Origin of the sequence: Pseudomonas sp. 2725 (assembly GCF_050434585.1) — a bacterium.
Classification (GTDB): domain Bacteria; phylum Pseudomonadota; class Gammaproteobacteria; order Pseudomonadales; family Pseudomonadaceae; genus Aquipseudomonas; species Aquipseudomonas jessenii.
On the sequence record NZ_JBNDIV010000001.1, the window covers coordinates 429,339 to 441,478 of the forward strand.

Below are 12,140 nucleotides of genomic sequence, written 5' to 3' on the forward strand. Positions count from 1 at the left end.
CCCGAGCTGCCATGAACACCGTCATCCGCAACGTCACCCCCGCCGATCTGGACCGCTGCTTTGCCATCGAAACCCTTGCCTACGAAGGTGACGAAGCCGCGACCCGCGAGAAGATCGCCACCCGCATCGCCACCTGGCCCGAGGGTTTTATCGTCGCTGAAGTGGACGGGGTTGTCGCCGGATTCATCAACTCCGGTGCGGCGTTCCAGGTGGAAATGTCGGACGAGGCGTTCAAGGAACTGATCGGCCACGACCCGGCCGGGCCGCATGTGGTGATCATGTCGGTGGTGGTGCACCCGGATTATCAGGGCCAAGGCCTGGCCAAGCGCCTGATGGGCGAGTTCATCGAGCGCATGCGTGCGATGGGCAAGGTCACCATCAACCTGATGTGCAAGGAACGGCATATTCCGTTGTATGCCGGGTTCGGCTTTGCCTACGTTAAACCCTCGGCCTCGGACCATGGCGGCATGGCGTGGCATGAGATGGTGCTCGAACTCTGATCCGACATAGATCCCCTGTGGGAGCGAGCTTGCTCGCGATAGCGGACTATCAGTCGACATCGATGTTGAATGTTACGCCGCCATCGCGAGCAAGCTCGCTCCCACAGTAGTTTTGTGGTGTTGGTGGGGGCTGTGTTCAAAACACCAACCCCATCCGCCGCTCATACCCGATCCGGCCCTTGTATGCCTCGCCGCTGTCGACAAAGCCATACCTGGCGTACAGGGCGATGGCCGCCTCGTTGTCGGCATCCACCGACAGTTCCAGCCCCTTGATTTCCGGCCAGGCCCGGCGTGCGGCCTCGGGTAGCGCCTGCAGGCAGGCCTTGCCGTAGCCTTTGCCTTGAGCGCGTTGATCGACTTGCAACGCATGCAGCGTGGCGCTGTGCTCATCGGCCCAGGCCGGCAACACCGGCGGGCGCTTGAGCAGCAGGAACGCGACGGGCACATCCTCGGCCAGCAGGGCGAAGCCCTTGACGCCGGGGCCGGGCTTGGACAACAGCGTGTGCAAGGCGCCGTGGATGTCACCCGAGAATCTGATCTGTTCCGAATGCACTTCAATGGCCTCGACCTGCTGGCGCTGCAGCGCATTCAGGCTTTCATAAGGCACAAGTCGGGCTGTCACGGGAGTGTCCTTTTTCCATCACAAATGAGCCTCGGATTCTAGCGAGTTTGCTTTCCCGGATTATTTTTATTTCACCTGTCGATTCACCGGATCGCCAGACGACTAAGGGTGTCTTCACTATAAAAACCACGGAGAACCACCATGAACTCGCAAACCCAGATCCAGAACCTCATCGAGAACTATCGTCAGGCGGTCATGACCAAGGACATTGAAAAAGTCATGGCTCTGTATGCCGATGACATCGTCTCCTTCGACGCGGTCAAGGCCCTGCAATTCAAAGGCAAGCCGGCGTATCGCGCGCATTGGCAGGCCTGCATGGAAATGTGCCCCGGCCCGCACATCTTCGAATTCCACGAAATCACCATCGAGCCGTCCCAGGAAATTGCGTTCGCTCACTGGCTGGCACATTGCGGTGGCACCAACGACAAGGGCGAAACCCAGTCCTGCTGGATGCGCGTCACCGCCTGCTATCGGCAAGAAGCCGGGCTGTGGCAGATCGTCCACGAACATTGGTCGGCGCCATTCGACATGACCAGCGGCGCGACGCTGTTCGACCTCAAGCCCTGATCGTCGGGAAGCCGAGCCAGAATGCCAATCAGCGGCCATAGTTGATCGTTCGATAAGGAGAGCGTGATGAAGTATTTATGCCTGGTCTACAGCGATGAGCGGTTGCTGCATTCGCTGCCGGAAAGCCCGAAGGACGAAGAGTGCATGGCCTATGCCGAGTCGATCCAGGGCAGTGGCCGGATGGTCGCCGCCGAGGCGCTGGAGTCGGTGCAGACCGCCACCACGGTGCGCATGCGCAACGGCAAGATGTCGATCACCGACGGGCCATTCGCTGAAACCAAGGAGCAACTGGCCGGGTTTTATCTGATTGATGCCAAGGACCTCAACGAAGCCATCCAGGTCGCCGGGAACATTCCGGCGGCCCGGGTCGGCAGTGTCGAAGTGCGCCCCGTTCGGCAGTTGAATCCTTAAGATGCCGGGGCTGCCGGTTCAGGCGCAGGTCGGGCGGGTTTATCGCGAAGAGTCGCGGCGGATTCTTGCGACCCTGATTCGCTTGCTGGGGGATTTCGACCTCGCCGAAGAGGCCTTGCACGAGGCGTTTTTCATCGCGGTCGAACGCTGGCAGCGTGACGGCGTGCCGGACAATCCGCGGGCCTGGCTGGTGTCCACCGGGCGCTTCAAGGCCATCGATGCCCTGCGCCGGCGCGCACGCTTTGCCGCGTCGCAGCCCTTGCTGATCGCGCAACTGGAGGAGCTGGAGCAGGCCGACTGGAGTGATGAAGACGTGGAAGACGATCGCCTGCGGCTGATCTTCACTTGCTGCCACCCGGCCCTGGCGGCCGACGCACAAGTGCCGCTGACGCTGCGGGAAGTCTGCGACCTGACCACGGAAGAAATCGCCCGGGCCTTTCTCTCGGCCCCGGCCACCATCGCCCAGCGCATCGTGCGCGCCAAGGCGAAGATCCGCGATGCGAAAATCCCTTATCAAGTGCCGACACTCGCTGAGCTACCCGAGCGCCTGGACAGTGTATTGCGGGTGATTTACCTGGTGTTCAACGAGGGGTACTCGGCGTCCATCGGGGCAGAACTGATCCGCGAGGATTTGACCCGCGAAGCGATCCGCCTCGGCCGGTTGCTGGTGGAGTTGTTGCCGGAGCCGGAGGTGATGGGCTTGCTGGCGTTGATGCTGCTGCACGAGTCGCGCCGCCGGGCCAGGACCTCGGTGAGTGGCGAGCTGATTGTGCTGGACGAACAGGACCGTTCGCTGTGGGACGCCGGGTTGATCCGCGAAGGCTGCACGCTGGTCGAGCGGGCGCTGACCATGGGACGCTTCGGACCTTATTGCCTGCAAGCGGCGATCGCAGCGGTGCACGCCGAAGCCCCGACGGCGGGGGAAACCGATTGGCCGCAGATTGTCGGTCTGTATGACGTCCTGCTGCGGGCGGTGCCGTCGCCGGTGATCGAGTTGAATCGCGCGGCGGCGATTTCGCAACGCGATGGTCCGCTGGCGGGACTGACGTTGGTCGACGCCATTCTGGAGCGGGGAGAACTGCTCGACTACCACCTCGCGTATTCGGCGCGGGCGCAATTCTGTTGGCAACTGGGTCGCAAGCAGGAGGCACGGGCAGCGTGGGAACGGGCGCTGGCGTTGACCCGGCAAGAGCCGGAGCGGCGGTTTATCGAAGGGCGGCTCAAGGCGTTGGATTGATGTGGCCGTTCTGGCCTCATCGCGAGCAAGCTCGCTCCCACAGGGATTGATGGTGTACTCGATACTGTGGGAGCGAGCTTGCTCGCGATAAGGGCCGAAGGACCTTCACTCCAGCATCTTGCCCAGCAACCAGCTCCCCGCCGGCCCCGGCGGATTCAGCCGCGACCACAACGCATCCACCGACACCGTTTTCGGCCAGCCGCGCACCACCAGTTCCTGCAACGTACCAGGCCCGAATCGCTCGACCAGCCAGCGGGGCAACGGCGCCCAGCCGAATCCGCCCTGGGCCATTTCCAGCAGCATCAGGTAACTTGGCGCCGACCAGACGCGGCCCTTCGCCCGGCTTTCATAGGGATTGATGATGGTGGCCAGACGCAGTTCGCGGTGTTGCTGCAGTACGTCCCGGTCGATGTGGTCCAACGTCGCCAAAGGATGTGTCGGGGACACGAACAAGGCGATTTCCGTGCGCTCGTCCACCGTCGAACTGACCAGGTCCGGCGGGTAGCTGTCCTGCATTTCGGCGAAGGCAATCTGCGCCCGGCCGCTTTGCACCAGGGACATCAGGTCATCGCATTCGGCGATCAGACACTCGAGCTCCAGGTCCGGGTAACGCTGCTCGAAGGCACTGAGGGCGGCTTCGAAGCGGTCCGACTGATAGGTATCGGACAGCGCCACCGTCAGCTTCGCTTCCACCCCTTGGGACAGTTGGCTGGCGGCTATTTCCAGGCGACTGGTGGCGGCCAGGATGTCTTCGGCCCGTTGCAGCATGACGTGTCCGGCCGGGGTCAGGCCGGGCTTGCGGCTGCTGCGGTCGAACAGCGTCAGGTTCAGGTCGATTTCCAGGCTGGCCACCGCCGCACTGATGGTCGACTGACTGCGGCCCAATTTGCGCGCCGCGGCGGAAAACGAGCCTTGGGTCGCGGCTTCGACAAACGCCAGCAACACTTCGTGAGAGGGCATTAACTATCGCCTTGATCGATGGTTATTGGTTATGAAGTATCGGTGTGCTGATGGATCATGGCAACCACAGTCACCCAAGGGAGTTCGGCCATGAGCGCCAACAAATCCATTACTGAACGTATTTTTCAAGCCATCGGCTTCGAACTGCTGGCCATCCTGATCTGTACCCCATTGCTGGCCTGGATCATGAAGAAACCGATGCTGGAAATGGGCATGGTCACCATCCTCATCGCCGGCCTGGCCCTGGCCTGGAACGTGGTCTTCAACGGTATGTTCGATCGGCTGCTCAAGCGCCTCGCCATCGCACACAACGCCTGGGTCCGCGTGGTGCATGCGCTGTTGTTCGAAGGCGGACTGGTCGCCCTCGGCGTGCCGCTGATCGCCTGGTGGCTGAACGTCAGCCTGTGGCAGGCGTTCTTGCTGGATATCGGTGTGTTGCTGTTCTTCCTGCCGTACACCTACGTCTACCACTGGGTGTATGACGTGGTTCGGGAGCGGATGCTGGTGACTCGTGAGGTTTGCTGAGTCGTGTTTGAACCGGTTTTTGTGGGAGCGAGCTTGCTCGCGATGGCGGCGTGTCAGTCAACAACATTGCTGAATGTCAGACCGCTTTCGCGAGCAGGCTCGCTCCCACAGGTTTTGCACCAGATCAGACGTGGAAGTAACCCACGCACGAATCGAACGGCAGGCGCTTGAGTTCGATCTTGTTCAGGTCGAGCACTTCACGCAGGGCTTTGGTTTCGCCCGGGAAGTTGCGGTAGGCGACTTCGTCGAGCACCACGATCGCGCCTTTGGGCATGTACGGCAGGAAGGTTTCCAGCGCGACTTTGGTCGACTCGTACAGGTCGGTGTCGAGGATCAGCATGGCCACGACCAGGTCCGGACGGGTCTTGACCCACTCCGGTACGGTCTTGACGATGTCGCCCTTGACCAGTTCGCAGCGCGGAATGCGGTTGACCGGGCGCAACAGGTCGTTGGCGTCGATCATGTCCTGGATCAGCGACTGGTCGGTGTCGGCGAACATGGTTTCGTTGACGTCGGCCGGGTCTTCTTTCTTGTCGATGCTCTGGAAGCCTTCGAAGGTGTCGAAACCCACGATCGAGCGGTTGATCGCATACGGTTCGAGAATCATCGACAAGTGCATGTAGAGCATCAACGAGTTGCCCTTGTACACGCCGCACTCAATGATGGCGCCCGGCACTTCCGCGACCTTCTTGAACAGCTCCATGCGCGACAACGCGGCGGTCACGCCAATGCGGTTGGCGAAGACGAACGGAGCGTCGGCCACGTATTCGGCATCGACCCGTTTCAGGACGTTGGTACGGGTTTCGTTGTACTGGGCCTCGGCGGGCGTGATGCGACGCTTGGTCATTGCGGGATTCCTCGGAAATTCGAAAAGTCGTGGACGTGGAAGTAGTCTTTGAAGCCGGCGCCGACATCCGGGCAGGCGCTGTCGACGTTAATCGCGCCGCGCTGGTGCTTGAGGTCGTCGAGGTGCATCAGGCGAAAGTCCACGCTGAAGCGGGTTTGTTGTGTGTAATTGGGAACGGTGCCGTGCAGGTGCGAACCCGAGAACACCAGCATCTCGGCGGTGTTGCCGGCGATGCGCAGCTCAGAGGCGCTGTTGATCGCTTCGGTGGGCACCGGGTGCTGGCGCGCCTCTTCCTTGACGTTGTCCTTGGCGCGCTGGCGTTGCACGCCGATCCAGTCGGACAGGCTCCACTGCGCCGAGGTGTTTTTCACCGGGGCGTCGAAGTAGGCCGGGTTGATCATCATGGTCTGGTCAGGCTGGATCGTGTAGACCGGCATCCAGGTATTGATCTGGCAGTCGACACCGCCGTACCAGGTATCGCGATGGGGTTTGTAGGCGTAGCTGACGCCAGCGTGCAGGTAGTCGTAGTTGGGTACGACACGGATGCGCGGGACGTCGAAAATGAACTCCTCGGGAGCGGCACCGATTTCGTCGGTGAAGCTGCGGATCAGCTCCTTGGCACGCAGGCTGTTGGTGAACTGGCCCTTGAGCCGAGTCACCAGCACCACGAACTCTTCCACCGGCATCAGTGTGTGCAGCGCCTGGTGGTTGGTCTCGCCATCGAAGGCCGCCGTGATGCTTTCCTGGGCAAAGGCACAGAGTTCTTTGGCGGCGCGTAACTGCGTGTTCAGGAAAATATCGCCCGCGTAAATGGCTTCTTTAAAGTCAGCTTTCTGTTGCAGCTGATTGATGTACAGATTCACGGTTCCTCTCCTGAATACATCGAGTGTCTTATGAGTCGGCACCACGCTGGCAAACTGAAGGGCTGCCGGACGAGTTGTGCGTCAATAAAGCGCAGCCCTTGAGTTCGCGAGCAAATGCCGTGCCGCTGGACGAAAAAATCCCGACGGGAAAACCCGCCGGGATGATGTGCTTCGAACTTGTACCCTGTGGGAGCGGGCTTGTCGGAACGCCGCACCGCCCCGTTCGGCTGCAGAGCAGTCGTCAATCCTGCTAGTCCGGTTTGAATGACCGAGTGCTGGGGCGGCTGCGCCACCCAGCGGGGGCAAGCCCCCTCGCCACAGTTGATCAGTGTGTCAGGTGATGACGGGGACTCAATAATCCCGCTGCTTGCGAAACGCCCAGCGCCCGGCGATCACGGTAAAGGTCGCGACCAGCGCCACCAGGATCCAGAAACCCTCCGGGTCATCCGCGAGCGGAATGCCGCCGACGTTCATGCCGAAGAAACCGGCGATGATGTTGATCGGCAGCGCCAGCACCGTCACTACCGTCAGGGTGAACAGCGTGCGGTTTGTCTGTTCGTTGATGTTGGCGGCGATCTCTTCCTGCAACAGCTTGATCCGCTCACCCAGCGCCGTGAGGTCGTTGATGATCAGCGCGAACTCCTCGGTGGATTTGCGCAGCTCCTTCACGTCTTCCTTTTGCAGCCATTGCGGCGGCCGGTTGAGCAGGCGCAGCAATGAGCCTGGCTCCAGCGCCAGCAGCCGTTGCAATCGCACCAGCACTCGGCGATTGGCGCCCAGTTCAGCGCGGTTGGTCGACAGCCGCGAGGACAGCAATTGGTCTTCGATCTGATCCACGCTCTGACTGGTCTTGCGCACGATCTGGGTCAGCACCTCACCCTGGTCGCGCAGCAGATGCACCAGCAACTCCAGCGGGGAGCGAAAGCACTCCCGGGCCTTCACCGACGAGCGCAATTTGTCCACCGAGTGCAGCGGTTGCAGGCGGGCGCTGATGATCAATTGACTGCGGGCGCATACCCACAGGGTCGAGACATCGGACGAGACCATGTTGCTGAGGTTGAACACCACATCGTTGACCACTGCCAGCAGTGCGGAGTCGACATGCTCGATGCGCGTCGAACGCGAGCCTTCGTGCAGCGCTTCGAAAAATTCCTCGGGCAATTCCAGATGGCTTTTCATCCAGCGCTCGCACGCGGCATGGGCCAGGTTCAGGTGCAGCCAGAGAAATTGCTCATCGCTTTGCGGCTGTTGCAGGTACTGCAAGGCCTCGGCGGAATTGATTTCCCGACCGGCCTCACCGGGGCGAAAACTGAAACCGTAAAGCAGACCGAACAGATCCGTGTCGCGATGGCTTTGATCGATGCTGTGGTTCATGAGGACTCGCAAGGGGAGGCGCCTGTCACGTGTTTTACAGGTTCACTTGAGCGGCATCATCGCAAACGGGAATGACGTTTTTGTGACAGAAAAACAACGCAAAAAATTGTTCTGCCGGTGGTCGGGATTTTCTCAAGAACCGCTCTGGCTAGCCGATCACGCTTGGGTTAAGTTGCGCGCCGCAGGCCTCGGCCGGGACCGCAGACAGGGATGTCCGGACACTTTTCACGCCTTAACGGGCGTGCCACATTCCTGTCATGAGTACCCTGCGATGCTTTTGCAAAAGTCCCTGAGAGCACAAATTCTCGCCCTGCTGAGCGGCAGCCTGCTGGCGATGCTGTTGATCGCCCTGGCGTGCTTTCACTTCCTGTCCAGTGGCGTGCAGAACTACGCCAATCTGATCGAAGGCCCGCTGCACACCTCGCAATTGATCGATGAAGCCAACCTGCAATTCAAGGTGCAGGTGCAGGAGTGGAAAAACGTCCTGCTGCGCGGCAAGCAACCGGCGGACCTGAGCAAGTACTGGGGGCAATTCGAGGGGCGTCAGCGCGATGTGCAAAACATCCTTGGCGAACTGGCCGCGCAGAAGGGCATAGAGCCGCAACTCAAGAGCCGCATCGAGCGCTTGCGTGACGAACATCGCCAGTTGGGCGCGGCCTATCAGAAGGGCCGGGACGCGTTCGTGGCCGCCGGTGGTGACCCTGCGGCGGGCGACGCGGCGGTCAAGGGTGTGGACCGCGCAACCAGCGATCAGATGAGTGAACTGGTCAGCGAGTTGCGCAAGCAGGGCGCCGAGCAGTCGACACTGATCAGCGCCAGTGCCGAGCGCACGGTGTTGCTGGGGCTGGTCGTGATGCTGGTTTCGGGGGTACTGATCGGCCTGCTGAGCCTGTGGCTGGTCAACCGCAACCTGGTCGAGCCGATCCGCAAACTGATCGAATACGTGGCGCAACTCAGCCAGGGGCGTATTGCCGAGCGCGTGGCCAGCACCCGTCAGGACGAGTTGGGCAAACTGGCGATGGCCGCCAACACCCTGCGCGATTTCCTCGCCGAAACCTTCAGCCGTTTGCAGCGCAGCGCGTCGGACCTGGACAGCGCCAGCGGTGAGTTGAACTCGATCGCCACCGTGATGGCCGGCGGCACCAACGAGCAGTTCAACCGCACCGATCAGGTGGCCACGGCGATGAACGAAATGTCCGCCACCGCACAAGAAGTGGCCCGCCATGCCGCCGAAGCGGCGCGGGCCGCCGACGATGCCGACCAGTCCGCCCAACAGGGCGAAAAAGTCATGCAGGGCACCATCCACACGATCACCCAGATGCGCGGCGAAATCGCCAACACCGCCACGGTCATCCGCCAACTGGAAACCGACAGCGGACGCATCGGCAAGGTTCTGGAGGTGATTCGCGGGATCGCCGAACAGACCAACCTGCTGGCACTCAACGCGGCCATCGAAGCGGCCCGCGCCGGTGAGGCCGGACGCGGATTCGCTGTGGTGGCCGACGAAGTGCGAAGCCTGGCCCAGCGCACGGCGGCGTCGATCATCGAGATCAACCAGATCATCCAGACCGTGCAGACCGGTGCAATCGAAGCGGCCCAGGCGATTGAAAGCGGTCAGTCGCGCAGCGAACAGAGCGTGCAGCAAGTGACCGAGGCCGGCGCCATGCTCGAACGCATTACCCTGGCCGTGGAAGCCATCCGCGACATGAACCGCCAGATCGCCACTGCCGCCGAAGAGCAGACCTCGGTGGCCGAAGACATCTCGCGCAACCTCACCGAGATCACCAGCATCGCGAGCACCAACCTGGACAACGTGCAGCGCACTGAAGCGGCCAGCACCAACCTGCACGGCTTGTCGGGACAGTTGAACGAGGTAACGGCGCGCCTGAGCGCTTGAATCCCGAAAACGCAAAAGCCGCACGATGTTCCCATCGTGCGGCTTTTGTTTGTTTGGGGATTACGTGTCCTGTTTGTTTTCCAGGACCTTGCCGTTGGAGGCATCGATGTCCACATCCCACTCGACGTTCTTGGCGTCACGCAGTTCAACTTCGTACTCGTAACCGTTGAAGTGGTTGTCCAGCTCGGTCTTGGTAATCGTTGCACCCGGATGCAGATCCAGCGCGATCTTGTTCAAGTCTTCCAGTGGCTTGATCTTGCCGTCCTTGACCAGTTGCGGGATCTGATCGACTCGCACATCGGCCTGGGCCAGGCCGGCGGTGAGGGTCAGGGCTGCAGCGGTAAACAAAGCAGTCAGGGTCTTCATGGGCTTCTTTCCTTGGGTGATCCGTTTAAGTGAGATCAGGTTAGCCTGTGTAACTTAATCCACCCTTAAATCCCTCTACATGTCCTGCATCAATCCCAGTGGGAGCGTGGCTTGCCCGCGAAGGTGGAGTGTCAGTCAACGTTGATGTTGAAGCTGATGGCCCTATCGCGAGCAAGCTCGCTCCCACAAGTTTTTGTGCAATAGCGCATCAATACCCGTTGTTCTGTAGCACCTGCGCCACACTCGCTGGCGGGCGTTTATAGAACTTCAACAACTCACTGGCGCGATTGGTGAAAATGCCGTCGACTCCGGCGTCCATGACTTTCTGGTAGTCCACCGCATCGTCGATGGTGTAGACGTGCACCAGCAGGCCCTGGTCGTGGGTGTACTGGTTCATCCAGGGTTGCACCAGATCCGAGTAGCTCTGGTCGCCACCCTGGGTCAGTGCAGCGGACGGGCCGGTGCCGATGGCGCCCTGGGTCTTGGCGTAGTCGACCCATTGCTGGAATTCGGCTTTGTCCTTCGGTTGCTGTTTGGCGTAGTAAGCGGCTTTGTCCTTTTCGCCGGACTCGGCAAATGTCACCTTGGACTTTGGCTCGATACTGCCTTCACCGACCCACAACAGCAGGATCTTCGGCACCTTCGGCATCTCTTTTTGCAGCAGTTCGAGGCTGCTCTTCTCGAAAGTCTGCAGGACCACCTTGCCTTTGCCTTGGCCGACCGCCAGCTCGTTTTTTGCCAGTTTCGAAGCGGTCGGGCTCAGCCAGCCCCGGTCCTGAAGTTTTTCCTTGAGGTCGCGTTCGATGCCGGGGAACTGCTTGGGCTCCTTGGTCTCGATGTACAGGCCGGGCTTGTGCAGGCTGTTGCCCTCGGCGATGTCGATGATTTCATCAAGGGTCAGAATCTTCAGGCCCGCGAAGGCGGGACGTGCCCGATCCGGGTACGCGGCATTGAACCAGCTGCCCGCGTCCAGGGTTTTCAGTTCGGCCATGGTGAACGCATTGGCGGGGCTGTCCTTGCGCTCGGGGAATTTGCTGGCGACGTCGGTGGTGCGTTGCAGATTGTTGTCGTGCAGGGCAAACAGCACGCCATCCTTGCTGCGCTGCAGATCCAGTTCCAGGTAGTCGGCGCCCAGGTCGCGGGCAGTCTTGTAGGCGGCGGCGGTGGATTCCGGGGCATCGAACGATGCGCCACGGTGGGCGATCACCGCTGGACGCGGAATGTCCAAGCGGGTCGCCAGTGCCGCGGGACCGGGTTCGCTGGCGGCCTGTGCGTGGCCGAGGGCGAGCAACAGGCTCAGTAACAGGGCGCTTTTAGTAAAGGTTGCGGGCATGGTCGAGATCCTTTCGCAATAAGTGAGCGGTCCCTTTTAACAACTCATCGTTGCAGGCGCTATCACCAGACCGACACAAACCTGTCGAAAGCTGATTTTCGTCAGCGCTTTTGTGCGCCCGCTTGCAGTACGCTGGGGCCCTGCAATTTCCCCGGCAGAGGGAAACGCAGGCCCTGCGTGCAAACCAACGATCACCATTGCGGGGTTTACCATGCGCATCACTTCCCAGCTCATCTGCCAGGCTGCCGACCAACTCAAAGGCTTCGTCGGCCTCAACCGCAAGACGGGGCACTACATCGTGCGCTTCAGCGAAGACTCGTTCGGCATGGACGTGGCGGACGACGGCATCATCCCTGTCAGCGAATTCGTCTGGGTCGCGGGGCCCGGGCAGGTCATGACGCTCAAGCGTGAATTGATCCAGTTGCTGCTGGACCGGAACATCGATGACCGGATCAACATCACCGAGCCGTTGCGGGTGTACATGAACCGGCGGGAAGTGCCGGAGATTTCGGCGGTTCGCAGTCTGGTTCAGGGGTGAGTTTTTGCGGTGAATTGACGGGCCCCATCGCGAGCAAGCTCGCTCCCACATTTTGATCCCGGTCGGTCACAACATTTGTGCGCGACAAAGATCTACTGTG

The 12,140-nt window shown here is 60.9% G+C and carries 14 protein-coding genes; 7 read left to right on the forward strand and 7 right to left on the reverse strand.

Annotation, left to right across the window (positions count from 1 at the left end; all coding sequences use genetic code 11):
• The first annotated feature begins 11 nt into the window (after window positions 1–11).
• Complete coding sequence (locus tag ABIE16_RS02005; protein ID WP_090457377.1) at window positions 12–500, forward strand: GNAT family N-acetyltransferase; 489 nt, start codon at window positions 12–14, stop codon at window positions 498–500.
• A gap of 136 nt (window positions 501–636) precedes the next feature.
• On the opposite strand, the gene ABIE16_RS02010 is transcribed toward ABIE16_RS02005, so the two are convergent.
• Window positions 637–1,122 carry a GNAT family N-acetyltransferase gene (locus tag ABIE16_RS02010; protein WP_429520469.1) on the reverse strand — a complete coding sequence of 162 codons (486 nt, stop codon included), beginning with the start codon at window positions 1,120–1,122 and terminating at the stop codon, window positions 637–639.
• A gap of 141 nt (window positions 1,123–1,263) precedes the next feature.
• Between ABIE16_RS02010 and ABIE16_RS02015 the strand changes: the two genes are divergently transcribed.
• The 3 genes from ABIE16_RS02015 (at window position 1,264) to ABIE16_RS02025 (ending at window position 3,337) form a co-directional block, all read left to right on the forward strand.
• Window positions 1,264–1,689: a YybH family protein gene (locus tag ABIE16_RS02015; protein WP_150726652.1), complete on the forward strand. Its 426-nt coding sequence runs from the start codon at window positions 1,264–1,266 to the stop codon at window positions 1,687–1,689.
• Between the two features lie 66 nt (window positions 1,690–1,755).
• Entirely contained in the window at window positions 1,756–2,100 is a 345-nt protein-coding gene (locus tag ABIE16_RS02020; protein WP_057713581.1) for a YciI family protein, read from the forward strand.
• Between the two features lies 1 nt (window position 2,101).
• A complete protein-coding gene (locus tag ABIE16_RS02025) occupies window positions 2,102–3,337 on the forward strand; it encodes an RNA polymerase sigma factor (protein WP_429520470.1) in 1,236 nt (411 codons plus the stop codon).
• A gap of 105 nt (window positions 3,338–3,442) precedes the next feature.
• Here ABIE16_RS02025 and ABIE16_RS02030 read toward each other — a convergent pair whose 3' ends face one another.
• Window positions 3,443–4,297 (reverse strand): LysR family transcriptional regulator, encoded by an 855-nt coding sequence (locus tag ABIE16_RS02030; RefSeq protein WP_429520471.1) that lies wholly within the window; start codon window positions 4,295–4,297, stop codon window positions 3,443–3,445.
• Window positions 4,298–4,387: 90 nt separating this feature from the next.
• Between ABIE16_RS02030 and ABIE16_RS02035 the strand changes: the two genes are divergently transcribed.
• Entirely contained in the window at window positions 4,388–4,822 is a 435-nt protein-coding gene (locus ABIE16_RS02035) for a multidrug/biocide efflux PACE transporter (RefSeq protein ID WP_057713583.1), read from the forward strand.
• A 124-nt stretch (window positions 4,823–4,946) separates the two neighbouring features.
• Here the strand turns inward: ABIE16_RS02035 and ABIE16_RS02040 are convergent, their stop codons facing one another.
• From ABIE16_RS02040 to ABIE16_RS02050, 3 genes are all read right to left on the reverse strand, one after another.
• Window positions 4,947–5,669: a TylF/MycF/NovP-related O-methyltransferase gene (locus tag ABIE16_RS02040; RefSeq protein ID WP_056725897.1), complete on the reverse strand. Its 723-nt coding sequence runs from the start codon at window positions 5,667–5,669 to the stop codon at window positions 4,947–4,949.
• Window positions 5,666–6,532 (reverse strand): hypothetical protein, encoded by an 867-nt coding sequence (locus ABIE16_RS02045; RefSeq protein WP_090457369.1) that lies wholly within the window; start codon window positions 6,530–6,532, stop codon window positions 5,666–5,668. The genes ABIE16_RS02040 and ABIE16_RS02045 overlap by 4 nt, the downstream gene beginning before the upstream one ends.
• Before the next feature lie 351 nt (window positions 6,533–6,883).
• Complete coding sequence (locus ABIE16_RS02050) at window positions 6,884–7,906, reverse strand: transporter (protein WP_429520472.1); 1,023 nt, start codon at window positions 7,904–7,906, stop codon at window positions 6,884–6,886.
• Between the two features lie 271 nt (window positions 7,907–8,177).
• Here ABIE16_RS02050 and ABIE16_RS02055 point away from each other — a divergent pair, with 271 nt between their 5' ends.
• The gene (locus ABIE16_RS02055) at window positions 8,178–9,803 is read left to right on the forward strand and encodes a methyl-accepting chemotaxis protein (RefSeq protein WP_429520473.1); all 1,626 of its coding nucleotides are present in this window, start codon (window positions 8,178–8,180) and stop codon (window positions 9,801–9,803) included.
• 60 nt (window positions 9,804–9,863) lie between these two features.
• On the opposite strand, the gene ABIE16_RS02060 is transcribed toward ABIE16_RS02055, so the two are convergent.
• Entirely contained in the window at window positions 9,864–10,169 is a 306-nt protein-coding gene (locus ABIE16_RS02060; protein WP_057713587.1) for a PepSY domain-containing protein, read from the reverse strand.
• Between the two features lie 208 nt (window positions 10,170–10,377).
• Entirely contained in the window at window positions 10,378–11,502 is a 1,125-nt protein-coding gene (locus tag ABIE16_RS02065; protein ID WP_429520474.1) for a glycerophosphodiester phosphodiesterase, read from the reverse strand.
• Window positions 11,503–11,713: 211 nt separating this feature from the next.
• Here ABIE16_RS02065 and ABIE16_RS02070 point away from each other — a divergent pair, with 211 nt between their 5' ends.
• Window positions 11,714–12,040: a DUF2025 family protein gene (locus tag ABIE16_RS02070; protein ID WP_429520475.1), complete on the forward strand. Its 327-nt coding sequence runs from the start codon at window positions 11,714–11,716 to the stop codon at window positions 12,038–12,040.
• Window positions 12,041–12,140: the final 100 nt, after the last annotated feature.